A 26,223-nucleotide genomic window follows, 5' to 3' on the forward strand; every position below is an offset into this window, starting at 1 on the left:
GCAACTTACATCGTATGAGTGGGACGGTCGGACTTCAGGGCTCCGGCCAGATGGGTTTCGATTCGACTGCGAGCGGTATTGTCGCCTTCGTTGAATTGTACGCCGACCCCGGCAGCCCGGTTGCCCTGCGCACCTTTGGGGGTGATCCAGGTGACCTTGCCGGCGACCGGAATCTTCTCCGGCTCGTCCATCAGGTTCAGCAGCATGAATACCTCATCGCCCAACTTGTAGCTCTTGTTGGTCGGGATAAACAGGCCACCGTTCTTGATGAACGGCATGTAGGCCGCGTACAGCACGGACTTGTCCTTGATCGTCAGGGACAAAATGCCGTTGCGCGGCCCCGGATTGACGAGTTCATTCATGCTGACCTCCGTTGCAGATGCTCAGAGTCTAGGCACAGACGGTTACTTCTGGGTAGGCAAACCCACCCATTGCACCAACAGCGCCTCCAGCAACAACACCCGATTGAGGTTGGCTTTGCTCATCACTTTCTGGCGTTGGGCGAGGATCCAGTCTTGAATATTCAGGACCTTGTCCTGGCCGGCTTTCTGCGCCAGGTACTGAATCACCTTGCGCATGTCCGCCAGTCCCAGGCCTTCCTCGTCCTGAGTCAACTGATAGCGCAGGATCAGGCTCGACCAATCGCAGAACCAGTCGAACAACAGCAATAGCGGAATCGCATTCCAGCCTTCAGCCAGTTGTGTCGGCGACTGTTGCTGCTTGAGCAACTTCTTCACCCCGTCGACCACCAGCGCCCGCTGCTCGCGCACGCCCTGGGCCTGCAAGTTGACGGCGGCCAGTGGCGAACCGGCAGCCAGGATCAGCAACTCGATACGTTCTTCTTCCGAGCAGTCCGGCAAGGCTTTCGCCAGCCATGCAAGACTCATGGCTTCGCTCGGCAATGGACAAGCCTGCTGCACACAGCGGCTCTTGATGGTCGGCAACAGACGACTGGTCTGGTGACTGACCAACAGCAAAACGGTATCGCCGGAAGGTTCTTCAAGGCTTTTGAGCAAGGCGTTGGCGGCGTTGATGTTCATCGACTCGGCCGGCTCGATCAGCACCACTTTGCGGCCGCCCATCTGCGCGGTCTGGACCACGAAACTGACCAGCTCACGAACCTGATCGACCTTGATCGCCTTATCGGCTTCTTCCGGTTCCAGAATGTAGTTGTCAGGGTGACTGCCGGCCTTGAGCAACAGACAGGATTTGCATTCGCCGCAAGCATCGTGGGCGGCGCTCGGACGCTGGCACAGCAAACTGGCCATCAAGCGCTCGGCCAGTGCACGCTTGCCGATCCCGGCCGGGCCATGCAGCAGATAGGCGTGGGCATGTTGCTTGCGACCGGCCAACTGCTGCCAGAGACTGTCCTGCCACGGATAGGCTTCAGCCACGGGTCAACTCCAGCAGGCGCGGCAGCAAGGCATCCAGTGACTGCTGAACCTGCGCCAACGGCTGGGCGGCATCGACCAGGACATAACGCGCAGGATCCGCTTCGGCACGCTCGAGGAAAGCACTGCGCACCGCATCAAAAAAGGTTCGGCCTTCGAGTTCGAAGCGATCCAGACGACCGCGAGCGCTGGCGCGGGCCAGGCCCACTTCCACCGGCAGATCGAAAATCAACGTCAGGTCCGGGCGCAGATCGCCCTGGACGAAGGCTTCCAGGGTCTCGATGCGCTCCAGCGACAGGCCGCGACCGCCACCCTGATAGGCGTAGGTCGAATCGGTAAAGCGATCACACAGGACCACCGCACCGCGGGCCAGTGCCGGGCGAATTACCTCGGCCAGATGCTGGGCTCGCGCGGCGAACACCAACAGCAACTCGGTGTCGGGGTTCATGACTTCGTCAACCGGCGCCAGCAACACTTCGCGGATCCGCTCGGCCAACGGCGTGCCGCCTGGTTCGCGAGTCAGCACGACCTCGATACCCGCGGCGCGCAGGCGCTCGGCGAGGTATTCGCGATTGGTGCTCTTGCCGGCCCCTTCCGGGCCTTCCAGAGTAATAAACAAGCCAGTCACAGGCAGTCCTTAGTCAGAGTCATTGCGGGCTTTGCGGCGCGGTTGCATCCGGTTCGGGCGCGGGTGCGGCTGCGGGTTCTTGAGCGGGTTCTTGCGCCGGCTCCGGTGATGGCGACGGGTCAGGCGCTTGCGGCTCTGGTGGCACCGCCTGAGCAGGCTCTTGCGGCGGCACTTGCGGCACAGCCTCGGGGGCGGTGTCGGGCGAAGCAGCCGGGATCGGTGCCTGCTCATCCGTCGCCTCTGGCGCCGTAACCGGCGCCGGGCTGGAGCGGTAGTCGGCACGGCGCCTGATCTGGAACTCACGCACCGCGTTATTGTGCGCGTCCAGATCATCGGAGAACACGTGGCTGCCATCCCCCCGAGCAACAAAATAAAGACTGTTGCCCGCCACCGGATTCAGCGCTGCATGAATCGCTTCGCGGCCGACCATGGCGATCGGGGTCGGTGGCAGTCCCGAAATCATGTAGGTGTTGTACGGGGTCGCTTCCTTGAGATGGGCGCGAGTCAATTTGCCGTTGTAACGATCACCGAGGCCGTAGATCACGGTCGGATCAGTCTGCAACAACATGCCCATTTCCATGCGCCGCACAAACACGCCAGCGATTTGCCCGCGCTCCTGCGGCACGCCGGTTTCCTTCTCCACCAGCGAGGCCATGATCAGCGCTTGATAGGGTTCGGTGTACGGCACGTCAGCGGCGCGCTGGCTCCACTCCTTGGCGAGGACTTCGTCGAGGCGATCGTAGGCTTTTTTCAGCAGCTCGACATCGGTCATGCCGCGCACGAAGCGATAAGTATCAGGGAAGAATCGCCCCTCCGGAAAAATCCCGGTGTGGCCGAGTTTGTCCATCACCTCGCTATCGCTCAAACCGTCGAGGGTCTTTTCGAGCTTTTCATCCTTGGCCAGAGCAGCGCGGACCTGATGGAAATTCCAGCCCTCGACCAGGGTCAGGCTGTACTGAACCATTTCCCCGCGTTTCCACAGGTCAATCAGGCCTTCGACGGTCATGCCGGGCTGCATGCGGTACTCGCCTTTGTGCAACGGTTGTTTGGCGAGATTGAAGCGCCAATACACCCGCAGCCAGAACGCATCCTTGATGACGCCATCGGCTTCGAGTCGATAGAAGGTGCGGGTCGGTGTCGTGCCTTTGGGCACTTCCAGCAGCTCTTCCTGAGTGATGTTCAGCGGCTGTTCCAGCGCTGAATGGATTTTCCAGGCAGAAGCGCCCAGACACAGCCCTGCCAGAACCAATCCGGTTTCCAGCAGCAGCAAGAATTTACGTCTCACGAATCAAACATCCAGTAGCGCGCGGGCAATGGTTTGGAGTTTACGGGTGAGCGGACCAACCGGCCAGCTCAGTGCGGCATAGGCGCGCACCGGCCAAACGCCATACACGCTGTTGCAGACAAAGACTTCATCAGCCCATTGCAGCTGATCGAGGGTGATGTCGGTGATTTGCGTGGGGATCCCTAATGACTCGGCTTGAAACAATAATTCGGCACGCATCACCCCGGCCACGCCGCAGCGCTTCAAATCAGCCGTGATCAGCACGCCATCGCGAATCAGAAACAGATTGCTGAACACGCCTTCAATGACGCGCCCGGCCTGATCGAGCATCAAGCCTTCGGCATGATCGGTGTCTTGCCATTCGGAGCGGGCGATGACCTGCTCAAGGCGGTTGAGGTGCTTGAGTCCGGCGAGCAGAGGCTGTTTGGAAAGCCGCGTTGCACAGGGGAACAGGCGAACACCCTGCTCCGCATTGGCAGCAGGATAAACCGCAGGAGGGTTGCCCAGCATGATGCGGCGCGCCTGAGCCGAAGGATCGGGCGCATAACCGCGCGCGCTTTCGCCACGCGTGACGATGAGTTTGAGCACACCTTCGCCCAACGCTTGGGCATAGGTCAGTAACTCTGTGCACACAGCCGCATGGTCGAGATTAATTGCCAACCGCTGACAACCTTTGACCAAACGCATCAGATGCCGATCCAGCAGCACCGGAGCGCCGTTGCGCACGGCAATGGTCTCGAACAGACCATCACCGTAAGCCAGGCCGCGATCCTTCAGCGACAAAGCGTCAGCCGGCTGACCGTCGACCCAGCTGTCCATCAGTCAGCGAACCGGCGGAACACCAGCGAGCCGTTGGTGCCGCCAAACCCGAAGGAGTTGGACAGCACCACATCGATATCCATATTGCGCGCGGTATGCGGTACGAAATCGAGGTCGCAACCTTCGTCCGGCTCATCAAGGTTGATGGTCGGCGGCGCTACCTGACTGTTGATCGCCAGCACACTGAAGATCGCCTCGACCGCGCCCGCCGCACCCAACAGGTGACCGGTCATGGACTTGGTCGAACTGACCGCCAGCTTGTAAGCGTGATCGCCGAACACCGACTTGATCGCACAGGCTTCGGCAAGGTCGCCGGCCGACGTCGAGGTGCCGTGGGCATTGACGTACTGAACCTGATCGCCATTGATCCTGGCATCGCGCAGCGCGTTGGTGATGCAACGTGCAGCACCTGCACCATCGGCCGGTGGCGAAGTCATGTGGTAGGCATCGCCACTGGTGCCAAAGCCAATCAGCTCGGCGTAGATCGTCGCACCACGGGCCTTGGCGTGTTCCAGTTCTTCCAGAACCAGAGCGCCGGCACCGTCGGACAGCACGAAGCCATCACGGCCCTTGTCCCATGGACGGCTGGCGCGGGTCGGTTCGTCGTTGCGGGTCGACAGTGCGCGGGAGGCACCGAAGCCGCCCATGCCCAGACCGCAAGCTGCCATCTCAGCGCCGCCGGCAATCATCACGTCGGCTTCGTCGTACATGATGTTGCGTGCCGCCATGCCGATGCAGTGCGTACCGGTGGTACACGCGGTGGCGATGGCGTAGTTAGGTCCCTGTGCGCCCAGATGGATGGACAGGAAACCGGAAATCATATTGATGATCGAGCCAGGCACGAAAAACGGAGAAATCCGTCGTGGGCCGGAATCATGCAGCGTGCGGCTGGTTTCTTCGATATTGGTCAGTCCGCCAATACCCGAACCCATGGCCACGCCGATGCGCTCACGGTTGGCGTCGGTGACTTCCAGACCGGCGTTACGAACTGCCTGAAAACCTGCGGCCAGACCGTATTGAATGAACAGGTCGAGCTTGCGAGCTTCCTTGACCGACAGGTATTCCTCGACATTGAAGCCCTTTACCGAGCCGCCAAAACGGGTGGAATAGGCAGAAAGGTCGGTGTGTTCGATCAGACCAATGCCACTGCGGCCAGCCAGAATGCCCTGCCAACTGCTCGGCACATCCGTGCCCAGTGGCGACAACATACCCATACCGGTGACTACGACGCGTCTACGCGACACAGCACTCTCCTTTTTCAAATGACGACTTTGCATCAGGCCTAAAGAAAAAACCGCACGCCGTGATGGCAGTGCGGTTTTTCCATGACAGCAAGCAACGATTACAAGCTATTAAGCCTGGTGGTTAGTAACGTAATCGATTGCGGCTTGTACAGTAGTGATCTTCTCAGCTTCTTCGTCAGGGATTTCGGTCTCGAATTCCTCTTCCAGAGCCATCACCAGCTCAACGGTGTCAAGGGAGTCGGCACCCAGGTCTTCAACGAAGGAAGCAGTGTTGACCACTTCTTCTTCTTTAACGCCCAGTTGCTCAGCAACGATTTTCTTGACGCGCTCTTCGATGGTGCTCATACCTTGTTTTCACTCCTAATGGACAAATTCAGGCAGCTGGCCAGTGGGTAAGTGTATAGAAAGACTTTTCAGTTTTTCAACTGAAAGCTTCACTCCTCAAACCCGACGACCCTCTGTCTATAAATAGATTGCAGCTTTATAACGGATTTTAGACAGCTCGTATGACATTTTTTTGAAGCAACCCGTCACATTTAACTCATGTACATCCCGCCGTTCACCGGGATTGTAGCCCCAGTAACGTAAGCCGCACCGTCGGATGCAAGAAAAGCGACCACAGACGCGATCTCTTGAGCTTGTCCCAGACGGCCCAGCGGAATTTGCGTCTGCAAGGCTTCACGCTGCGCCTCAGGCAGTTCACGGGTCATATCGGTGTCGATGAACCCAGGGGCCACCGAGTTTACCGTAATCGAACGCGAACCGACTTCACGCGCCAGTGAACGGCTGAAACCTTCCAGACCGGCCTTGGCGGCTGCGTAGTTTACTTGGCCTGCGTTGCCCATGGCACCCACAACCGAGCCAATACTGATAATTCGTCCCCAACGGGCTTTGGTCATACCGCGCAAAACGCCTTTGGACAGGCGGAACAGACTGTTCAGGTTGGTATCGACGACGTCATGCCATTCGTCATTTTTCATGCGCATCATCAGATTATCGCGGGTGATACCGGCATTGTTGACCAAGATCGCCGGCGCACCGAACTGCGATGTAATGCTCGCCAGTACGGCAGCAACGGATTCGTCGCTGGTGACATTGAGTTCCAGGCCAGTGCCTTGAATCCCGTTTTCCGCCAGGGTTGCCGCAATGCGCTCGGCACCCGAGGCAGACGTCGCGGTACCGATAACGGTGGCGCCCTGACGACCCAGTTCCAGGGCGATAGCCTGGCCGATACCGCGGCTCGCGCCAGTGACCAGTGCAACTTTACCTTGCAGACTCATGCAGGCTTCTCCTGATTCAAGCCAACGCTGCGCGGGCGGCAGCGAAGGCGTCGGGGGTATTGAGGTTGGATGTCGACACGCCTTCGGCGCAACGCTTGTTCAGGCCAGCCAGTACTTTACCCGGGCCGCATTCGACCAACTGGGTAGCACCTTTGGCGGCCAGCGCCTGAACCGATTCGACCCAGCGCACAGGCTTGTAAAGCTGCTCAAGCAGATCGCGCTTGAGGGTTTCCAGATCGGCCGGCACAGTGGCGCTGACGTTCTGAACCACCGGGATCTGCGGCGCCTGCCAGTCGATCGCTGCGATCGACTCGGCGAAACGCTCGGCCGCCGGACGCATCAGCTCGCAATGGGACGGCACGCTGACCGGCAATGGCATGGCGCGCTTGGCACCACGAGCCTTGCAGCCTTCGATGGCGCGCTCGACCGCTGCCTTGGCACCGGCGATGACCACCTGGCCAGGGGAGTTGAAGTTGACCGCACTGACCACTTCGCCTTGCGCCGCTTCGGCACAGGCTGCCAGCACATCAGCATCGTCCAGACCGAGAATGGCGGCCATGCCACCCTGCCCGGCCGGAACGGCTTCCTGCATCAACTGACCACGGCGTTCAACCAGCTTCACCGCGTCACCCAGGCTCAGACTGCCCGCAGCGACCAGAGCGCTGTATTCGCCCAGGCTGTGACCGGCAACATAAGCCGGACGCGCGCCGCCTTCAGCCAGCCACAGACGCCACAAGGCAATCGAGGCGGTCAGAATGGCCGGCTGGGTTTTATCGGTTTGATTGAGTTGTTCTTCCGGCCCTTGCTGGGTCAGTGCCCACAGGTCGTAACCCAGAGCATCGGAAGCTTCTTTGAATGTTTCGAGGACAACCGGATGTTGCGCGCCCAACTCGGCCAGCATGCCGAGGGACTGCGAACCCTGTCCCGGAAAGACGAATGCGAGGGAAGCAGACATGTAACAAGCCCCTAATGATCTTGTCGTCGGAGAATTGACGTCCCGCTTGGGGGACGCAAGAAACTGACAGTTGGATGGCAAATTGAACTGAGCGGTCACATTTAAGCATTGTCCGACGAAAACGCCTAAAGCAACAAATCCTCCAGGCGACCGTGAATGCGTTCCGGCAGGTTCTCCTGGATCTCGATCAAGGCGCGCTGAATCGCACTCTGGAAGCCCTGAACCCCCGCCGAACCATGGCTTTTCACCACAATTCCCTGCAAACCAAGGAAACTTGCGCCGTTATGTCGCGCAGGCGCCAGATCGGCTTGCAAGCGCTTCATCAGCGGCAATGCCAAAGCACCGACCACTTTCGACGCAAGGTTTTTCTTGAACAAGGCTTCGATGCGCCCGGCAATCATGGTCGCCAGGCCTTCGCTGGATTTGAGCAGGATATTGCCGACAAAACCGTCACATACCACCACATCCGCCTCGCCACGGTACACACCGTCACCTTCGACAAAACCGATGTAATTGATACCACGGGCACTTTGCAACAATGTTGCAGCGAGTTTGACCTGCTGATTGCCCTTGATGTCTTCAGTACCAATGTTCAGCAGCGCCACTCGCGGACGAACGATGCCCAGTGTTTCCGCCGCCACCGACCCCATGACGGCGAACTGCAACAGGTGCTCGGCACTGCAATCGACATTGGCGCCCAGGTCGAGCAACTGGCAATAACCCTTCTGCGTTGGAATCGCCGCCACCATGGCCGGCCGATCAATACCCGGCAAGGTCTTGAGCACGAAGCGCGACAATGCCATCAACGCACCGGTATTGCCGGCACTAACGCAGGCCTGGGCCTTGCCATCGCGCAGCAACTCCAGCGCCACGCGCATCGACGAGTCGGGCTTGCCGCGCAGGGCCTGTGCAGGTTTTTCGTCCATGGTGATGACTTCGGACGCCGGAACAATCGACAGACGCGAGCGATCCACAGCCGATTGGCCAGAGAGCAATTCTTCAAGAAGGGAGGGTTGACCGACGAGGGTCAGATGTAGCGAGGGCGTAGCAGACAGGCAAGCAAGGCTGGCCTGAACAATGCTGCGGGGACCGAAGTCCCCGCCCATTGCGTCAATCGCGATGACTTGAGCAGACAAGTGATTACTCGTCAGCGCCCTTGTCGATCACTTTACGGCCACGGTATACGCCTTCTGGCGATACGTGGTGACGCAGGTGAATTTCACCGGTGGTTTTTTCTACAGACAGAGTGCTTGCCGTCAGGGCGTCGTGGGAACGACGCATGTCACGGGCAGAGCGGGATTTTTTGTTCTGCTGAACAGCCATAATTGATTAACTCCTAAACGTTTGGGTCACGCTTTAACTGCGCCAATACACTGAACGGGTTGGACCGCGTTACCTCGTCCTCGCTCGGTTCGGGCTCATCGAGACCCGCCGGCTGCTGGCATTCTTCCGGATGATGAGCAGGCACAATGGGCAAGGCGAGCAGAAGCTCCTCCTCGATCAGTGACTGCAGATCCAAAGGATCTTCGCCCAGTTCCAGCACGTCATAACCTTTCGGCAACGACTGGGTATTCGCACCCTCCTTCACCACAGCATAACTGCATTCGCTATGGATCGGCAGGGTGACCAGCTCAAGACAACGCTGGCAAACCATTTTGACTTCGGTGTCGATAAAGCTGTGAATTACCACAGACTTACGTTCATCTCGTTCAAAAACGAATTTAGCCTGCACCGTACCGACAGTGTCGGAAAGCGGGTCGCAGAGTCTCTCCAAATCGGCCAGCAGCAGTTCACCTTGAAGGGTGGTGCCACGATCAGCCAATTTGCGCGGGTCAACGTGAGGTGGAATCGGGTCATTCAACATAGGCGCAGCATTATAGGGATGCCCCCAGCCATGTCAAAGGAAATTCAGCCCTGTCCGTCACTTGCAAGCCTCCGCTAGAATTCGCGCCTGTCTTCTGGAGATGCGCATGCTGCCTTTATTACTCGCTTCAAGCTCGGTTTATCGCCGGGAATTGCTGGCCCGCTTGCAGCTGCCGTTTATCTGCAGCTCGCCGGATATCGACGAAAGCCATCGTCCGGGCGAGTCCGCCATCGAGCTGGTCAAGCGCCTCGCCGAGGAAAAAGCACGCGCGCTGGCCAGCAGCCATCCCGCTCATCTGATCATCGGCTCCGATCAGGTCGCGGTGCTTGGCGAGCGGATTATCGGCAAACCGCACACCTTCGAAAAGGCCCGAGAACAATTGCTGGCTTCGAGCGGTGCCAGCGTGACCTTCCTCACCGGCCTGGCGCTGCTCAACAGCCAGACTGGTGAATGCCAGGTCGACTGCGTGCCGTTCACCGTACACATGCGCTCGCTCGACCAGGCGCGCATCGAACGCTACCTTCGCGCCGAACAGCCCTACGACTGCGCTGGCAGCTTCAAAGCCGAAGGTTTGGGGGTGAGCCTGTTTCAAAGCACCGAAGGCCCTGACGCCACCAGCCTGATCGGCCTGCCATTGATTCGCCTGGTGGACATGTTGCTGGCCGAAGGGATTGAAACCCCCTGAACACCACAGTCCCGTAGCAGCTGGCGAAGCCTGCGTTCGAGTGCGCAGCGCTCGCCAAACCATCCACCGCAACCTTTCAGATAAACCGCGCAATCCGGATTTGCGAGTGCTGCGCACTCGAACGCAGGCTTCGCCAGCTGCTACAGAGGCCGCGCAGACATTAAAAAACCGGCCACTTGGGCCGGTTTATTATGCCGAAGGAGATCAGCGCAACGAAGGCCCCTGGAAGCCCATCCACATCGCCAGATGCTCAGCCACGCTGGCACCCAGTTTTTTCGAGAAGCGATCGAATGGCGACTCTTGAACGGTGAAGTCCACCAGCTCTTTCTCGCCGATCACATCACGCGCCACTGAACTGGCATTTCCCAGACCATCGATCAGGCCCAGCGGCAGCGCCTGCTCGCCAGACCAGACCAACCCGGAGAACAACTCCGGATGTTCCTTGTCCTTGAGGCGGTCGCCACGACCTTTCTTGACGCTGTTGATGAACTGCTGATGAGTGGTATCGAGCACGCCCTGCCAGAACTGAGTTTCTTCAGGCTTCTGCGGCTGGAACGGATCGAGGAACGATTTGTGCTCGCCAGAGGTGTAAGTGCGACGCTCGACACCCAGCTTCTCCATTGTCCCGACAAAGCCATAACCAGCCGCCGTCACACCAATGGAACCCACCAGGCTCGCCTTGTCGGCGTAGATCTGATCCGCCGCACTGGCGATGTAATAAGCACCCGAAGCGCCCAAATCAGAGATCACCGCGTAAATCCTGGTGTCCGGATGCAGGCCGCGCAAACGGCGGATCTCGTCATAGACGTAACCCGACTGCACCGGACTGCCGCCCGGACTGTTGATTCGCAGGATGACACCCTTGACCTTCTTGTCCTCGAACGCTGCACGCAGGCTGCCGACGATGTTGTCTGCGCTGGCTGGCTCCTTGTCGGCGATCATGCCGGTCACGTCGATCAGCGCGGTGTAGTTACCACTGAGAGTGGCAGCTTTTTCCATATCCATCAGCGGCGTGAACAGGATCAACGCGCCAAACAGGTACACAAAAGTCAGCAGCTTGAAGAAAATCCCCCAGCGACGGGACCGGCGCTGCTCTTGCACGCTAGCCAGCAGGGTCTTTTCCAACAGCTTCCAGCTTTTTTCGTCACCGCTCTCTGCGCTCGCCTTGGCGGGCGCTTTCCATTCGTCGGTCATGACATCTACCCCAGCAAAAACCTATTAAGCCCGCTGACTCAGCCAGGCATGCAATTCTGAAAAACGATCAATGGCCAGTGCCGGCTCGAATAATTTCAACGCTTCGATCGATTGCGCGCCATAGCTGACGGCCACCGAATCCATGCCGGCGTTGCGCGCCATCTGCAAGTCAAAGGACGAATCGCCCACCATCAGCGCCTGCTCCGGGCGAACCTCGCAGTGAGCGAGGATTTGCTCGAGCATCAGCGGATGGGGTTTGCTGGCGGTTTCGTCGGCCGCGCGGGTGATATCGAAATAATCTTCCCAGCCGTGAGACTTCAGCACCCGATCCAGCCCGCGACGAGCCTTGCCGGTCGCGACCGCCAAGTGATAACCCTCGGCACGAAATGCCTCCATCGACTCGACCACACCGTCGAACAACGGCGAAGGCACGGCTTCCGAGGCGATGTAGTGATCAGCATAGTGCTGACGGAAGGCTACCAATTCGTCGTCGCCGATTTCCGGATACAACGTACGAATCGCTTCCGGCAGACCCAGACCGATGATGCCTTTGACAGCAAAATCTTCGCGCAACTGAAATCCGGAGCGCTCGGACGCGACGTGCATCGACTCGACAATCCGACCAATGGAGTCGGCGAGAGTGCCGTCCCAATCGAAAATCAGCAGCTTGTAATCAGATGGGTGCACTCAGGCGCTCCACGGTTTTGGCCCACATCTCGTCGACCGGTGCCTGCAACTTCAGCTCACCACCATCCGGCAGCGGCACGGTCAGCATGTAGGCGTGCAGGAACAGGCGCTTGCCGCCCAGGTCACGAATCTCTTTGCTGAAGCCTTCATCGCCGTACTTGGTGTCACCGGCAATGCAATGCCCGGCGTGCAAGGTGTGGACGCGGATCTGGTGAGTCCGGCCGGTAATCGGCTTGGCTTCGATCAGGGTGGCAAAGTCGCCAAAACGACGCAGGACCTTGAACACGGTCACGGACTCCTTGCCCTCCTCCTCGTCGACCTCGACCATACGCTCGCCGGAACGCAGGTTGCTCTTGCCAAGCGACGCTCGGACTTGCTTGATCGAGGCCGCCCAGTTGCCGCGAACCAGCGCCATGTAGCGCTTATCGACGCCATCGCCGCGCAATGCCGTGTGCAAGTGGCGCAACATGCTGCGCTTCTTGGCGATCATCAACAGGCCGGAGGTATCACGGTCGAGACGATGAACCAGTTCGAGCTCTTTGCAATCGGGACGCAACTGACGAAAGGCTTCGATCACCCCGTAAGTCAGGCCGCTGCCGCCATGAACCGCGATGCCGCAAGGCTTGTTGATCACGATCAACGCCTTGTCTTCGAAGACAATCGAGGCTTCGAGGCGCTGCAGCAGGCCTTGTGCCAGCGGCACCGGCTCGTCGCGCTCAGGCACGCGAACCGGCGGCACGCGCACGATATCGCCCGCCTGCAGCTTGTATTCGGGCTTGATCCGACCTTTGTTCACCCGCACTTCGCCCTTGCGCAAAATGCGGTAAATCAAGGTCTTGGGCACGCCTTTAAGCCGGGCGAGAAGGAAGTTATCAATACGTTGGCCGGCATATTCCGGCGAGACCTCCAGCAGTTGTACGGCTGGGGTCGAAGGGGCAGTAGTCGTCATGGCGCGGATGATAACAATTTTTTATGGAATTGAAGCACTTAATCATTGCTGCTATAGTCGCGAACGCCGCCAAAAGTGGCCTGGACAGCGGACTAACGGTCAAAAACCGGCCCTGACCAACGCAATTCACGAGGACGAGAGGCCGTCCTACGGGGCTTTCGCTACGAAACGGTAGAGTTTGCAGTTGTAACGAGCGCAGGTGACATGAGGCCTGAAGCATGCCGCAAAGCAGAGTTTTCACTCGCCTTGCGAGCAAATATTCACGGCCAGTTCACAAAGTGCAGTCAGCTACGAACAACCCCGAGCGAACGCTTCGGAAACAACGCCTAAATTAGCCATGATGCGTGACCTCCCCTTTCGGAGCTCACGGTAAATGCCAACCCGCTGCGGATTCTGCGCGCGGCAGCACCCGAATTATCAGGGATACGTGTAGGGTGGAGATGCACAACCGCTGGACTGTGTAGCAATAGGCTTTATCAAGACGCTTCATCTCGTCCACAGCCGCCGGTTGATTCCTCCTCCTGACTGAGTGCTTAAGTAGCCACAGCAAGCAGGACGCGTACGTCGCGACGCCGGCCCAATTGGCCGGGTTCGCTAGACACTGGAGTGTCCAACCACTCCTGACGCACCTGACACCGACCATGAGAAGTCGTGTGTGCCGAACGCCGTTTCCGGCAGCCCGGAAACCGACGGTACTACATGAAAAGAATGCTGATTAACGCAACTCAACCCGAAGAGTTGCGTGTTGCACTGGTAGATGGCCAACGCCTCTACGACCTGGACATCGAATCCGGTGCACGCGAGCAGAAAAAGGCCAACATCTATAAAGGCCGGATTACTCGCATCGAACCAAGCCTTGAGGCTGCCTTTGTCGATTTCGGCTCTGAGCGCCACGGCTTCCTGCCCCTCAAAGAAATCTCCCGCGAATACTTCAAGAAAGCCCCCGAAGGCCGCGTCAACATCAAGGACGTCCTGAGCGAAGGCCAGGAAGTCATCGTTCAGGTCGAAAAAGAAGAACGTGGCAACAAGGGCGCAGCCCTGACCACCTTCATCAGCCTGGCCGGTCGTTACCTGGTTCTGATGCCGAACAACCCGCGTGCCGGCGGTATCTCCCGTCGCATCGAAGGTGAAGAGCGCAACGAACTGCGTGAAGCCCTGAACGGCCTGGTTGCACCAGCCGACATGGGTCTGATCGTTCGCACTGCCGGCCTGGGCCGCAGCAGCGAAGAAATGCAGTGGGACCTCGACTACCTGCTGCAACTGTGGACCGCCATCAAAGAAGCCTCGCTGGATCGCTCCGCGCCATTCCTGATCTACCAGGAAAGCAACGTGATCATCCGCGCCATCCGCGATTACCTGCGCCAGGACATCGGCGAAGTACTGATCGACAGCGTTGAAGCACAGGACGAAGCCCTGACCTTCATCCGCCAGGTGATGCCGCAGTACGCCAGCAAGATCAAGCTGTACGAAGACAGCGTTCCGCTGTTCAACCGTTTCCAGATCGAAAGCCAGATCGAGACCGCTTTCCAGCGCGTCGTTGAACTGCCTTCCGGCGGCTCCATCGTTATCGATCCGACCGAAGCCCTGGTGTCCATCGACATCAACTCGGCGCGCGCCACCAAAGGCAGCGACATCGAAGAAACCGCTCTGCAGACCAACCTTGAAGCTGCCGAAGAAATCGCCCGTCAGTTGCGCTTGCGCGACATCGGCGGCCTGATCGTCATCGACTTCATCGACATGACCCCGGCCAAGAACCAGCGCGCCGTGGAAGAGAAAGTCCGCGAATGCCTGGAAGCCGACCGCGCTCGCGTGCAAGTCGGTCGCATCTCGCGCTTCGGCCTGCTGGAAATGTCCCGTCAGCGCCTGCGTCCATCGCTGGGCGAAAGCAGCGGCATCGTTTGCCCGCGTTGCAACGGCACCGGCATCATCCGTGACGTTGAATCGCTGTCGCTGGCGATCCTGCGCCTGATCGAAGAAGAAGCCCTGAAAGACCGCACTGCCGAAGTTCGCGCCCAGGTGCCGATCCCGGTCGCCGCGTTCCTGCTCAACGAAAAACGCAACTCGATCACCAAGATCGAACTGCGCACCCGTGCCCGCATCGTCATTCTGCCGAACGATCACCTCGAAACGCCGCACTTCGAAGTTCAGCGTCTGCGCGATGACAGCCCGGAAGCCGCAGTCGGCCAGTCCAGCTACGAAATCGCTGCTGCCGCTGCCGAAGTCGAAGAAGTCCAGCCAGCCGCTGCAACCCGCACCCTGGTTCGCCAGGAAGCCGCGGTCAAGACAGCTCCGGCCCGCGCCAACGCTCCGGTTCCGACCGAAGTCGTCGCTGCCGCTCCTGTTGCCGCACCGGCCGCCGCGCCAGAGCCAAGCCTGTTCAAAGGCCTGGTGAAGTCGCTGGTCAGCCTGTTCGCAACCAAGGAAGAGCCTGCTGCTCCGGTTGTGGTTGAAAAACCGGCGACCACCGAGCGTCCGGCCCGCAACGAAGAGCGTCGCAACGGTCGTCAACAGAGCCGCAACCGTAACGGGCGCCGCGATGAAGAACGCAAGCCTCGCGAGGAACGTGCACCGCGTGAAGAGCGCGCACCACGTGAGCCACGCGAAGCCCGCGAGGAAACTCCAGCAGTAGCAGTCGCCCGCGAAGAACGCGCTCCACGTGAAGAGCGCGCACCACGCGCTCCTCGTGAAGAACGTGCACCGCGCGCTCCTCGCGAAGATCGCAAGCCACGTGGCGATCGTGAAGAGCGTCCGGTTCGTGAACTGCGCGAGCCTCTGGATGCTGCTCCAGCCGCCGCTGCTGCTACTGCTACCGCTGAAGAGCGTCCAGCTCGTCAGCCACGTGAAGAACGTGCTCCACGCCCACCGCGTGAAGAACGCCAGCCACGTGCCGAGCAAGCTGTTGCCACAGTAGCTGAAGAAGAGCTGGTTACCAACGAAGAGCAACTGCAGGAAGACGGTCAGGACGGCGCCGAAGGCGATCGTCCGCGCCGCCGCTCCCGTGGCCAGCGTCGTCGCAGCAACCGTCGTGAGCGTCAACGCGATGCCAACGGCAATGTGATCGAAGGTTCGGAAGAATCCGAGTCCGCCGAAGGTAACGAAGCTGCGGAAACCAACGAAGCGCCAAGCGCTGCCGATCTGGCCGCCGGCCTGGCTGTTACCGCAGCCGTTGCCAGCACCGTGATCAGCGCTCCAGCCGAAGCACAGGCTAACGAGCAAGCCGAACGCGCGACTGCCGCCACCCTGGAAACTGCTCCAGTGGAAGCGCCAGTGGTTGAAGCAACGACTCCGGTCGAAGCCTCCGCGGCTCCGGAAATCGAAGTCGCTCCGGTTCGTGAAGCACAGCCTGTATTTGAAGCTGCCGCTGAGCCAGTGGTTGCCGCAGAACCGGTTGTCGAAACAGCCAGCGAAACAGTGACCGAAGCTGTCCGTGAAGTTCGCGAAGAGCAAACCGCGTTCAACTGGGTTGCCGAGCCAGCCGCCGCCGAAGCGCCAGAAGCCGAGGCCATGGTGTCCGAGCCAGTGGTTGCTGCTGCCGAGCCTGCTCCAGTGGTTGAAGCGCCGGTTGTCGCCGAAGTGGCTGCACCGGAAGTCGAAGCCGCCCCTGTCAGCGCCCTGACGCCAAGTGGCCGTGCGCCGAACGATCCGCGTGAAGTGCGTCGTCGCAAGCGTGAAGAGGAGCGTCTGCAGAAGGAAGCCGAACTGGCTGCCGCTGCTGCTCCGGCTGCTGTCGAACCAGCACCGGTTTTTGCTGAAGTCGTCGAGGCAGCACCTGCCCCGGCTGCTGAAGTCGCTGCTGCCGAACCCGCTGAATCGGTGATCGACGAAGCACCGCGCTCCATTCAGGAAGCGGTAGAGCAACACGAACAAGCCCTGGAAAAAGAACACGAGCCTAAACCCCTCGTCTGATTCCATCGGCCATTAAAAAGCCCCGCCTGGTGATCCAGGCGGGGCTTTTTTATGTCTCGTGAACATCACCGCAGCTCCTTGTAGGAGTGAGCTTGCTCCGGGCGGCGTTCCGACGATAGCGGTGGATCAGCTTGCATCTACCGCCATCGTCGGAACGCCGCCCGGAGCAGGCTCACTCCCACAGGGGATCTGCGTCGGGGCTACTTGAAGAACAGTGATTCAGGCACATCGACGTCCCACAGTATTCCGGAATCGTCCACGGCCACCTCGACCACCCTCGCCTGCGCAAACAACGCCTTGGCGCCGTGATCACCAGACAACGCCATCAACGCCGGACCAAAGTTGCGTCCAAATCCCACCGGATGCCCATACTCGCCTTGATGCACCGGAACACTGACGGCGTCATCAGCAATCCCCGCCACCACACGTTCAATACTCGACGGCAAGATAAACGGCATATCCCCCAGCACAATCAGCCAGCCGCCGAGATGCGGGCACGTCGCCACTCCCGCCGCGATGCTGTCGCCCATGCCGGTCGATTCGATCAGCACAATCTCGCAACCATAAGCCTTGGCCATGCGGATCACCTGTGGTCGATCGACAGTGGTCACCAGGACGCGCTTCTCAAGGGAGGCCGGCAAATTCACCAGCACTTGCTCGATCATCGAATGAACAGCACCCTCGCGCCCCGTACAATCCGCGACCAGTTTGTCTTTCTCGGCACCGGCCTCCTGTCGGAACCGACTGCCCTGCCCCGCTGCCAGCACGACGACGCCGATGGACTCGCTCATACGACCTCCTGCAACAGCTTCTTCTGCTTCAGCTCGACGCCGTTCTTGATCGCCACGATTTCGGCCAGCAGCGACAAGGCGATTTCCGCCGGTGTGTGGCTGCCAATGTGCAAACCGATCGGGCCATGCAGCCGAGAGATAGCCTCTTGTGACAAGCCTAGCTGAGCCAGGTTGTCCCGGCGCTTCAAGCTGTTGACCCGGGAGCCCAGCGCACCGACATAAAACGCCCTGGAATCCAGCGCCGTGAGCAGCGCCATGTCATCGAGTCGAGGATCGTGGGTCAGCGCGACAATGGCCGTACGCTCGTCAGTCTGAATGCTCAGCACCGCGTCATCGGGCATGCCCGAAACAAATCGTCCGTGCTGCTCTTCCCAGCCGTAAACGAACTCGGTGCGCGGATCGCAGATCAGCACTTCGAAATCCAGCAGCCGCGCCATCTCGGCGACATAACGGGACAACTGCCCCGCACCGATCAGCAGCAACCGCCAACGTGGGCCGTAAATGGCCCGCAACGTCTTGCCATCGAACGTCAGCACGTCCTTCTTGTCAGCCGGTTGCAGGATGACTTCACCCGTCTCGACACTGAGTGAGCGAGCAACGATTTCATGCGCCTCGCAGCGCGCCAGCAACTCGGCAACCCAAGCCGGGTCGCCGACACGCTCCTCGGTCAGGCGCAAGGTGCCGCCGCACGGCAAACCGAAGCGTGCCGCCTCCTCGCGCGTGACGCCGTAAGTGATCAATTGCACCGGCGGCCCATCGGCGGGAATACGACCGTCGTGCAGCCGGGCAATCAAATCGTCTTCGACACAACCACCGGACACCGAGCCAATCACCACGCCATCTTCACGCAAGGCCAGCATGGCGCCAGGTGCCCGGGGCGCGGTGCCCCAGGTCTGGACCACGCTGTACAACACCACCCGCTGACCGGCGCGGCGCCATTCGAGCACGCTGCGCAGGACGTTCAGATCGACGCTGTCCATCAGGCTTGCGCCTTCTGCCAACCTTGCAGTTGATAACGAACCGGCAAGTTGCGGATGCGCTTGCCAGTGGCGGCAAAGATTGCGTTGCACAGCGCTGGCGCAATCGGAGGCACGCCCGGTTCACCAACACCTCCCAGCGGCACATCGCCTGGCGGCGTGACCAGATGAACCGCAACTTCCTTCGGAGCCAGGGACATGCGCGCCACTTCGTACATGTGGAAGTTGTCCTGCTGGACCTTGCCGTCCTTGAAGCTGATTTCTCCCAGCACCGCGTTGCCCAAGCCCATGACACAGGCGCCTTCAAACTGCGCACGAATCCGCTCGGGGTTGATCTGCGGACCACAATCCACCGCGATGTCGGTCTTGTGCACGATCAGCGTACCGTCGTCTTTGACTTCGACCTCGATCACCGCCGCCACATAGGTCACGAAACTGTAATGCACCGCCAGCCCCAGGCCTCGGCCCTTGGGCAACTCGCGGCCCCAACCGGCGGCTTTGGCGGCGGTTTCCAGCACCGTGCGCATCCGCGCCGTGTCGATCGGATAACGCTCGGGGGATTCGCCGTAGTTCCACTCTTCACTCAAGGTGCGCGGATCGATCTGCCGGTCCGGGCCGAGCAATTTGATCTGGTACTTGAGCGGATCCTGACCGGCCTTGTGCGCCAGTTCATCGACAAAGCTCTGAATCGCAAAACCGTGAGGAATGTTCGACACCGAGCGATACCAGCCGACCCGGGTATGGACCGTCGCTTCCGGGTTTTCCAGGCGCACGTTGGGAATCGCGTAAGCCATGTTGGTGAAACCCATGCCCAGTTCGAAGGCCGCCTCGTGGTTCATGCCTGGCGCAAACAACGCGGTGATGCTTGGCGCCACGGTGCGGTGCAACCAGCCGGACGGTAGACCGTCCTTGTTCAGGCTGGCTTTCAGGTACTCGGCCGACACCGTGTGGAAATAGGAGCAGTGGATGTCATCTTCACGAGTCCATTGCACCCGCACTGCTTTGCCGGGGAATTCCTTGGCAAGGATCGCGGCTTCAATGATGAAGTCCGGTTTGGATTTACGACCGAAACCGCCGCCCAGCAAAGTGACGTTAAAGGTGACCTTATCGAACGGAATGCCGAGGCGTTCGCCAATTCGTTCACGGGAGACTTGGGGTGCCTGGCTTGGGGCCCAGGCTTCGCACACACCGTCCTTGAAGCGGGCGATGGCGACCATCGGTTCCATGGGTGCTTGCGTCAGGTGCGGCAGGTAATAGGACGCTTCGAGCGTGCTGTCGGCACTGCCCATCGCTTCGTCGATGTTGCCGGTATTGCGCACCACTTTGCCGGGTTTGAGGGAGGCGGCCTCAATTTCCTTGCGGTAGGCGATCGAGTCGTAGCTGGCGTTGGGGCCATCGTCCCACTCGATTTTCAGCGCTTCGCGGCCCTTGATCGCCGCCCAGGTATTACTGGCGACCACGGCCACGCCACCCAGCGGTTGAAACTCCAGCGGCAGTGGACGATCTTCGATCTGAATGACTTTGATCACGCCCGGGACTTTCATCGCGGCACTGGAGTCGACAGACTTGACCTTGCCGCCGTACACCGCTGGACGTGCAATGGTGGCGTAGAGCATGCCGTCGAAATGCACGTCTGCACCGTAAATGGCGCGGCCATTGACGACGTCGGCACCGTCGATGGCCTTGGTGCCTTCCTTGCCGATGTAGCGGAATTCCGACGGCTGCTTGAGTCGCAGGCTGTCACGCGCCGGCACTGCCAACGCACCGGCCGCGGCGGCCAAGGCGCCGTAACCCAATTCACGACCGGATGGTTTATGGATGACTTTATGCAGTTGCGCATGGCATTCGCCGACCGGCACTTTCCACTGTTCGGCAGCGGCTTGTTCAAGCATGGTCCGCGCGGCAGCACCGCAGCGACGCATCGGCTCGTACCAGTGGCGCATGCTGCGCGAGCCATCGGTGTCCTGGTTGCCGAAGCGCACTTCGTCGCCCGGCGCCTGTTGCACCTTCATCATCGCCCAATCGGCTTCCAGCTCATCGGCCACCACCATCGTCAGGCTGGTGCGCACCCCCTGGCCCATTTCCGAACGGTTGCAGACCACGGTCACCGTGCCGTCAGCGGCGATGCTGACGTAAACCTTCGGATCATCGATCCAGCCGTTGGGCATGCCATCGGCGCCGAATTTCTTCTCTTTCTCGGCAGCGAAAGCCTCTTGCCAGCCCCAGCTCGCCACCAAAACCAAGGCACTGGTGGCGCCAACGCCTTTGAGGAAACCGCGGCGACTGAGATTGCTCAGCGCGAAATCATTCGGTAACGGGCTCATGCCTTGGCCTCCTTCAGGTGAGTGGATGCCTGGCGGATGGCGGTCTTGATGCGGTTGTACGTGCCGCAGCGGCAAATATTGCCGACCATCGCCTCTTCGATCTGCTCGTCGCTGGGGTTCGGGTTGGTCTTGAGCAGCGCCGTGGCCGACATGATCTGCCCGCACTGACAGAAACCGCACTGGGCCACGGCGGTGTCGAGCCAGGCTTGCTGGACGACTTTCCCGATCGGGTCGACGTGCAGGTTATCGATGGTGGTGACATTCTGGCCAACCACCGAACCGATCGGCGTGATGCAACTGCGCGCCGGGGCACCTTCGATATGAATGGTGCAGGCGCCACACAGGCCCATGCCGCAGCCGAATTTAGTACCGTTGTAACCGGCCACGTCGCGGATTGCCCAGAGCAGCGGCATGTCCTCGGTGACGTCGAGTTGATGGTCTTGACCATTGAGTTTCAGGGTAATCATGGACACGCCCGCATAGTTATCGGTTATGGGGTCGAGCAATCTGCCGCCTGGGGTTGGCGGTTGGCATCACGCAGATCGGCTCAGGCTAATGGGGCTCTCTTATGCGGACGATAGCGCCTGCATCGGGCCTTTGGTGGAGCAAACGTTTGCATCGTTAGGTGGCTAAGTTAACCCAGCATTAACAAAAAAGCCCTGCACCGTTAAACGTGTGCAGGGCTTTGAGATCAGTCTTGAAAGCGTAGCCTCAATACCGATTGGGCTCCATTTCCAGGTGAACATGGAAACGTTCTGAAATGTCTTTCTGGATGCGTTGCGCCAGGTTCAGCAATTGCAGACCGGTCGCGTTGCCGTAGTTGACCAGCACCAACGCCTGCAATTTATGCACGCCGGCGTCAGCATCACGGAAACCTTTCCAGCCGGCCCGCTCGATCAGCCAGCCCGCTGCCAGTTTCATCTGCCCGTCGGGTTGCGCGTAGGCTACCAGATCCGGGTATTCACCTTTGAGTTGCGCGACAAGCGCCGCTGGCACCAAAGGATTCTTGAAGAAGCTGCCGGCATTGCCGAGCACTGCCGGGTCCGGAAGCTTTTCGTTGCGGATGCTGCATATCGCCTGGCTGACATCGGTGGCGGTCGGGTGATCGATACCTTGCTCGGTCAGGCGTTGGCGTACCGGTCCGTACTCCAGATGCAGGTGCGCGGCGCGGTCCAGGATGAACCGAACCCGCAGGATCAACCAGCGCCCCGGTTCCTGTTTGAACAGGCTGTCGCGGTAAGCGAAGTTGCATTCTTCCAGGGTGAAGTCCCGCAAGTTGCCGGTCTGGCGATCCAGAGCGGTCAGGCCGGCGAACACGTCCTTGATCTCCACACCATAAGCACCGATGTTCTGCATCGGTGCCGCGCCGACAGTGCCGGGGATCAGGCTAAGGTTTTCCAGGCCCGACAAACCCTGCGCCAAGGTGTGCTGCACGAACGGATGCCAAGGCTCGCCGGCCTCGGCTTCGATCACGACTTTGCTGCCGTCATCGCTCAGGATGCGAATCCCGCGCGTGGCCATGCGCAGCACCAGCGACTGGATATCGGCCGTCAGCAGCAAATTGCTGCCACCGCCAATCACCAGCAGCGGCACGTCATGTTCCAGCGCATAGGCCAGGGCTTCACGCACATCGGTATCGCTGTGGGCCTCGGCAAACAGCCGGGCCTGAACATCGACACCAAAGCTGTTGAACGGTCTGAGCGAAACCTGGGCACGTACCTGCAAACTCATAACCGTCCCTTCAATTCGATCACCAGCAAATCACTGGCGCGCTCGATCAGGTCCAGCACCTGCTCGAAGCCTTGGTCGCCGTCATAATACGGATCCGGCACTTCATCGATTTCGGACTGGTAGCGACGCAGGAACAGGTCCAGCTCGGCTTTGCCCTTGGCCGGTTGCAAGGCTTTCAGGTTGCGCAGATTGCTGTGGTCCATCGCCAGAATCAGGTCGTAGGTAGCGAAATCGGCGCGGGACACTTGCTGGCCGCGTTGAGCGGACAGGTCATAACCGCGCAGCTTGGCCGCCGCCTGACTGCGCTTGTCCGGGGACTTGCCGACGTGCCAGTCGCCGGTGCCAGCGGAGGCGACTTCGATTTGATCGGCTAGCCCCGCTTCACGCAGTTTGTGTCGCAACACACCTTCAGCCGTGGGTGAACGGCAGATGTTGCCCAGGCAGACAAACAAAACCCGCATCAGGCCTCCAGCAGGCGACGAACGCGCTCAAGGTCTTCAACGGTATCGACGCCGGTGGGCGGTGCGATCAGCGCGTCGGCGACGTGAATCCGCACGCCGTGCCACAGGGCACGCAGCTGTTCCAGGGATTCGGTATTTTCCAGCCAGCACGGGCCCCAGCTAACGAAGTCATGCAGGAAACCGGCGCGGTAGGCATAGATGCCGATGTGCCGACGATACGGCACGCCTTCCGGCAATTGCTCGCGGCTTTTGGCGAACGCGTCGCGTGCCCACGGCAACGTTGCACGACTGAACGTCAGCGCCAAGCCATTAAGGTCGCTGACAACCTTGACCACGTTGGGATTGAACAGGGTTTCCACGTCTTCGATCGGCTCGGCCAGCGTGGCCATGCGCGCTTCGGTGTGGGCGGCCAGGTTGGCGGCAACCTGATCGATCACGCTCGGCGGGATCAGCGGTTCGTCACCCTGGACGTTGACCACAATGGCGTCCGGCGCCAGGCCCAGTTTCGCGGCGACTTCGGCCAAACGGTCGGTGCCGGAATTGTGATCTTCGCGGGTCAGCACCACCTCAGCGCCAAACCCATTGCAGGCCTCGACGATGCGCGCATCGTCAGTGGCAACCACCACGCGCTGAGCACTGCTTTTGCTCGCCTGTTCCCAGACGTGCTGGATCATCGGCTTGCCGGCGATCAGCAGCAGTGGTTTGCCCGGCAAGCGGGTGGAGGCATAACGCGATGGAATGACAACGGTAAAGGCTGTGGTCATTTATCCAGACGCTCGTCGGTGGTCAGGGTGCGGGCTTCGGTTTCGAGCATCACCGGGATGCCGTCGCGAATCGGGTAAGCCAGGCCTGCGCCCTTGCTGATCAGCTCGGTTTTGTCGGCGCTGAGCTTGAGCGGGCCTTTGCAGACCGGGCAAGCGAGGATATCGAGCAATTTGGTGTCCATGAGCATTCCCTGGATAAATGGATTTAAGGCAAAAGACGAGCCGGCAACAGGCGCATCAGCTGCGTATCGAACCAGGCCACGAAGGCCGGCGATGGCGCAGCATCGACCGCCAGGTACCACCAATCGGCAGCGGCGAAGGCACGGCACTTCACCGCGTCCTTTTCGGTCATCACCAACGGCAATGACGGTGTGAAATTCAAGGCCTGCACGCTGTATTCGGCGTGGTCGGCAAACGCATGCGGGACTGGCTGCCAGTGTAGCGTTTCAAGAGTTGTGAAGAAACGCTGCGGATTGCCGATCCCGGCCACGGCGTGCAACGCCTGGCCAGCGGGAAAGTGGTCGAGGGGACGTCGTTCGCCGCTGTGCAGATTGACCAGTTCGGTGGGTTGTAGCTGGAAGGCAAAACCGCCGTCGCGATCGGCATCGGCACCGTTGTACAGCACCGCGTCGACGCTTTGCAGGCGCTCGGCCGGCTCACGCAATGGCCCGGCGGGCAGGCAGCGCTGGTTGCCCAAACCTCGAGTGGCGTCGATCAGCACCAGTTCAAGGTCGCGGGCCAATCGGTAATGTTGCATGCCATCGTCGGACAGGATCAGGTCCAGTGGTTCACTCGCCAGCAGCGCTTTGACGGCACGGCTGCGGTCGGGGTCGATCATCAACGGAACGCCGGTGCGCTGGACGATCAACAGCGGTTCGTCGCCTGCGATCTCGGCGCTTTGATCCGCCTCGACTCGCCATGGCAGTTGCGGTGGCTTGGCGCCGTAACCCCGGCTGACCACCCCGACCCGCAGGCCGCTGCGCTGGCAATGCTGAATCATCCACAGAATCAGCGGCGTCTTGCCGGTGCCGCCGACGGTGATGTTACCGACCACGATCAGCGGCACCGGCGATTGATAAATCTCGCCCTCACCCGCCAGAAAACGCTTGCGCTTGTTCATAACCACGCGCCGATACAGCCACTCCAGCGGCTGCAACAGTTTCAAGGCCGGATGACCTTGGTACCATGCGGCGAGCAAGCGATCGGACATGGCCATCAGGGCGCGGGCGGCGCCGCCTCGACAGTGGTCATGCGCAGGTGACTGAAACCGAGTTTACCGGCGGCGTCCATGGCGGTGATGACGGACTGATGCTGGGTCTTGCCATCAGCGCTGATGGACAGCGGCAGGTTGGTGTCGCCACTGGATTCTTTCTGCAAAGCGTCCATAAGAGTCGCCAGATCGTTCTTGGGCAATACCTGATTGTTCACCGAGAACGCGCCTTCGGCACTGATGGCAACATCCACGCGCTTGACCTGCTGGTCTTCGGCAGGCGAACCGCTGACCGCTTCCGGCAGATCGACACGCAATTGGGTTTCACGGGTAAAGGTGGTGGTCACGACGAAAAACAGCAGCAGGATAAACACCACGTCGATCAGCGACGCGAGGTTGATGTCTACCGTTTCCCGCGGTTTGCGGCGGAATTTCACGCTTTGCCCCCATTCAGGTCAACATCACGGTCACCCTGTACCACCTCGACCAGTTTGATCGCTTCCTGCTCCATGCCCACCACCAGTTCATCGATCCGGCGTTGCAGAAACCGGTGGAAGAATACCGCCGGAATACCGACCATCAGGCCCGCGGCCGTGGTGATCAGGGCTTTGGAAATACCACCGGCCAGCACCGCAGCGTTAGTGCCCATGCCCGTGCCCATGAACGCGCTGAAAATGTCGATCATGCCGAGCACCGTACCCAACAGACCCAGCAACGGGGCCATGGCAGCAATAGTGCCCAATGCGTTGATGTAGCGTTCGAGCTCGTGGATGACCCGCGCGGCGGCCTCTTCGATGCACTCTTTCATGATCTCGCGACCATGTCTGGAGTTGGCCAGGCCAGCGGCCAGGATCTCGCCCAACGGCGAGTTGGCGCGCAGTTCCTTGAGTTTGTCTTTATTGAGTTGTTTGTCCTTGATCCAGACCCAGACCTGCCCGAGCAAATGCTCCGGGGTCACACGGCTGGCTCGCAGGGTCCAGAGACGTTCGGCGACGATCGCCATGGCTGCGATGGAACTCAGAATGATCGGTATCATCATCCATCCGCCGGATTTGACCAATTCCCACACAGTGACAGT

At 60.1% G+C, this 26,223-nt stretch carries 28 protein-coding genes; 2 read left to right on the plus strand and 26 right to left on the minus strand.

What is annotated here, in order from left to right:
- Positions 1-5: 5 nt before the first annotated feature.
- From ACYZUA_RS23825 to ACYZUA_RS23880, 12 genes are all read right to left on the minus strand, one after another.
- Positions 6-362: a PilZ domain-containing protein gene (locus ACYZUA_RS23825; protein ID WP_415773715.1), complete on the minus strand. Its 357-nt coding sequence runs from the start codon at positions 360-362 to the stop codon at positions 6-8.
- A gap of 42 nt (positions 363-404) precedes the next feature.
- Entirely contained in the window at positions 405-1,394 is a 990-nt protein-coding gene (locus tag ACYZUA_RS23830; RefSeq protein WP_461960852.1) for a DNA polymerase III subunit delta', read from the minus strand.
- Positions 1,387-2,019, minus strand: a complete 633-nt coding sequence (gene tmk / locus ACYZUA_RS23835; protein WP_461960853.1) for a dTMP kinase — start codon at positions 2,017-2,019, stop codon at positions 1,387-1,389. The genes ACYZUA_RS23830 and tmk overlap by 8 nt, the downstream gene beginning before the upstream one ends.
- Before the next feature lie 19 nt (positions 2,020-2,038).
- The gene (mltG, locus tag ACYZUA_RS23840) at positions 2,039-3,304 is read right to left on the minus strand and encodes an endolytic transglycosylase MltG (protein WP_461960854.1); all 1,266 of its coding nucleotides are present in this window, start codon (positions 3,302-3,304) and stop codon (positions 2,039-2,041) included.
- 3 nt (positions 3,305-3,307) lie between these two features.
- Positions 3,308-4,123 carry an aminodeoxychorismate lyase gene (gene pabC / locus ACYZUA_RS23845; RefSeq protein WP_461960855.1) on the minus strand — a complete coding sequence of 272 codons (816 nt, stop codon included), beginning with the start codon at positions 4,121-4,123 and terminating at the stop codon, positions 3,308-3,310.
- Positions 4,123-5,367: a beta-ketoacyl-ACP synthase II gene (gene fabF, locus ACYZUA_RS23850; RefSeq protein WP_461960856.1), complete on the minus strand. Its 1,245-nt coding sequence runs from the start codon at positions 5,365-5,367 to the stop codon at positions 4,123-4,125. Before fabF ends, pabC begins: the two co-directional genes overlap by 1 nt.
- Positions 5,368-5,475: 108 nt before the next feature.
- A complete protein-coding gene (gene acpP, locus ACYZUA_RS23855) occupies positions 5,476-5,712 on the minus strand; it encodes an acyl carrier protein (RefSeq protein WP_003442511.1) in 237 nt (78 codons plus the stop codon).
- A gap of 191 nt (positions 5,713-5,903) precedes the next feature.
- Positions 5,904-6,647: a 3-oxoacyl-ACP reductase FabG gene (gene fabG / locus ACYZUA_RS23860; protein WP_461960857.1), complete on the minus strand. Its 744-nt coding sequence runs from the start codon at positions 6,645-6,647 to the stop codon at positions 5,904-5,906.
- A gap of 16 nt (positions 6,648-6,663) precedes the next feature.
- On the minus strand, positions 6,664-7,602 hold the full coding sequence (gene fabD, locus ACYZUA_RS23865; protein ID WP_008152335.1) for an ACP S-malonyltransferase: 939 nt from the start codon (positions 7,600-7,602) through the stop codon (positions 6,664-6,666).
- A 125-nt stretch (positions 7,603-7,727) separates the two neighbouring features.
- Positions 7,728-8,738 carry a phosphate acyltransferase PlsX gene (gene plsX, locus ACYZUA_RS23870; RefSeq protein ID WP_461960858.1) on the minus strand — a complete coding sequence of 337 codons (1,011 nt, stop codon included), beginning with the start codon at positions 8,736-8,738 and terminating at the stop codon, positions 7,728-7,730.
- A gap of 4 nt (positions 8,739-8,742) precedes the next feature.
- Positions 8,743-8,925: a 50S ribosomal protein L32 gene (rpmF, locus tag ACYZUA_RS23875; protein ID WP_008152339.1), complete on the minus strand. Its 183-nt coding sequence runs from the start codon at positions 8,923-8,925 to the stop codon at positions 8,743-8,745.
- A gap of 13 nt (positions 8,926-8,938) precedes the next feature.
- Positions 8,939-9,466, minus strand: coding sequence for a YceD family protein (locus ACYZUA_RS23880; RefSeq protein WP_004371317.1), 528 nt, complete (start codon positions 9,464-9,466; stop codon positions 8,939-8,941).
- A gap of 106 nt (positions 9,467-9,572) precedes the next feature.
- On the opposite strand from ACYZUA_RS23880, the gene ACYZUA_RS23885 reads away from it, so the two are divergent.
- Positions 9,573-10,151, plus strand: coding sequence for a Maf family protein (locus ACYZUA_RS23885; RefSeq protein ID WP_461960859.1), 579 nt, complete (start codon positions 9,573-9,575; stop codon positions 10,149-10,151).
- A 204-nt stretch (positions 10,152-10,355) separates the two neighbouring features.
- On the opposite strand, the gene sppA is transcribed toward ACYZUA_RS23885, so the two are convergent.
- Genes sppA through rluC form a run of 3 tightly spaced genes read right to left on the minus strand, consistent with a single transcriptional unit; the run spans position 10,356 to position 12,981 of the window.
- On the minus strand, positions 10,356-11,345 hold the full coding sequence (sppA, locus tag ACYZUA_RS23890) for a signal peptide peptidase SppA (RefSeq protein ID WP_461960860.1): 990 nt from the start codon (positions 11,343-11,345) through the stop codon (positions 10,356-10,358).
- 24 nt (positions 11,346-11,369) lie between these two features.
- Positions 11,370-12,032, minus strand: coding sequence for an HAD-IA family hydrolase (locus ACYZUA_RS23895; RefSeq protein WP_461960861.1), 663 nt, complete (start codon positions 12,030-12,032; stop codon positions 11,370-11,372).
- Positions 12,019-12,981 carry a 23S rRNA pseudouridine(955/2504/2580) synthase RluC gene (gene rluC / locus ACYZUA_RS23900; RefSeq protein WP_046049069.1) on the minus strand — a complete coding sequence of 321 codons (963 nt, stop codon included), beginning with the start codon at positions 12,979-12,981 and terminating at the stop codon, positions 12,019-12,021. The genes ACYZUA_RS23895 and rluC overlap by 14 nt, the downstream gene beginning before the upstream one ends.
- A 699-nt stretch (positions 12,982-13,680) precedes the next feature.
- Between rluC and rne the strand changes: the two genes are divergently transcribed.
- Complete coding sequence (gene rne, locus ACYZUA_RS23905) at positions 13,681-16,887, plus strand: ribonuclease E (protein ID WP_461960862.1); 3,207 nt, start codon at positions 13,681-13,683, stop codon at positions 16,885-16,887.
- 200 nt (positions 16,888-17,087) lie between these two features.
- On the opposite strand, the gene ACYZUA_RS23910 is transcribed toward rne, so the two are convergent.
- The 11 genes from ACYZUA_RS23910 to ACYZUA_RS23960 all read right to left on the minus strand — a co-directional run bounded on the left by ACYZUA_RS23910 (position 17,088) and on the right by ACYZUA_RS23960 (position 26,214).
- Positions 17,088-17,678, minus strand: coding sequence for a nucleotidyltransferase family protein (locus ACYZUA_RS23910; RefSeq protein ID WP_461960863.1), 591 nt, complete (start codon positions 17,676-17,678; stop codon positions 17,088-17,090).
- Positions 17,675-18,658 (minus strand): XdhC family protein, encoded by a 984-nt coding sequence (locus ACYZUA_RS23915; protein ID WP_461960864.1) that lies wholly within the window; start codon positions 18,656-18,658, stop codon positions 17,675-17,677. The genes ACYZUA_RS23910 and ACYZUA_RS23915 overlap by 4 nt, the downstream gene beginning before the upstream one ends.
- Positions 18,658-20,979 carry a xanthine dehydrogenase family protein molybdopterin-binding subunit gene (locus ACYZUA_RS23920; protein ID WP_461960865.1) on the minus strand — a complete coding sequence of 774 codons (2,322 nt, stop codon included), beginning with the start codon at positions 20,977-20,979 and terminating at the stop codon, positions 18,658-18,660. The genes ACYZUA_RS23915 and ACYZUA_RS23920 overlap by 1 nt, the downstream gene beginning before the upstream one ends.
- Positions 20,976-21,446 (minus strand): (2Fe-2S)-binding protein, encoded by a 471-nt coding sequence (locus tag ACYZUA_RS23925; RefSeq protein WP_461964102.1) that lies wholly within the window; start codon positions 21,444-21,446, stop codon positions 20,976-20,978. The genes ACYZUA_RS23920 and ACYZUA_RS23925 overlap by 4 nt, the downstream gene beginning before the upstream one ends.
- 244 nt (positions 21,447-21,690) lie before the next feature.
- A complete protein-coding gene (gene murB / locus ACYZUA_RS23930; RefSeq protein ID WP_461960866.1) occupies positions 21,691-22,710 on the minus strand; it encodes a UDP-N-acetylmuramate dehydrogenase in 1,020 nt (339 codons plus the stop codon).
- Positions 22,707-23,171 carry a low molecular weight protein-tyrosine-phosphatase gene (locus ACYZUA_RS23935; RefSeq protein ID WP_461960867.1) on the minus strand — a complete coding sequence of 155 codons (465 nt, stop codon included), beginning with the start codon at positions 23,169-23,171 and terminating at the stop codon, positions 22,707-22,709. Before ACYZUA_RS23935 ends, murB begins: the two co-directional genes overlap by 4 nt.
- Positions 23,171-23,935 carry a 3-deoxy-manno-octulosonate cytidylyltransferase gene (gene kdsB / locus ACYZUA_RS23940; RefSeq protein ID WP_046049062.1) on the minus strand — a complete coding sequence of 255 codons (765 nt, stop codon included), beginning with the start codon at positions 23,933-23,935 and terminating at the stop codon, positions 23,171-23,173. Before kdsB ends, ACYZUA_RS23935 begins: the two co-directional genes overlap by 1 nt.
- On the minus strand, positions 23,932-24,117 hold the full coding sequence (locus tag ACYZUA_RS23945) for a Trm112 family protein (RefSeq protein WP_007945752.1): 186 nt from the start codon (positions 24,115-24,117) through the stop codon (positions 23,932-23,934). The genes kdsB and ACYZUA_RS23945 overlap by 4 nt, the downstream gene beginning before the upstream one ends.
- 23 nt (positions 24,118-24,140) lie before the next feature.
- Positions 24,141-25,151, minus strand: a complete 1,011-nt coding sequence (gene lpxK, locus ACYZUA_RS23950; protein WP_461960868.1) for a tetraacyldisaccharide 4'-kinase — start codon at positions 25,149-25,151, stop codon at positions 24,141-24,143.
- Positions 25,151-25,582, minus strand: a complete 432-nt coding sequence (locus ACYZUA_RS23955) for an ExbD/TolR family protein (protein WP_461960869.1) — start codon at positions 25,580-25,582, stop codon at positions 25,151-25,153. The genes lpxK and ACYZUA_RS23955 overlap by 1 nt, the downstream gene beginning before the upstream one ends.
- On the minus strand, positions 25,579-26,214 hold the full coding sequence (locus tag ACYZUA_RS23960; protein ID WP_176471607.1) for a MotA/TolQ/ExbB proton channel family protein: 636 nt from the start codon (positions 26,212-26,214) through the stop codon (positions 25,579-25,581). Before ACYZUA_RS23960 ends, ACYZUA_RS23955 begins: the two co-directional genes overlap by 4 nt.
- Positions 26,215-26,223 lie beyond the last annotated feature (9 nt).

Source organism: Pseudomonas sp. LS2P72 (assembly GCF_054897865.1).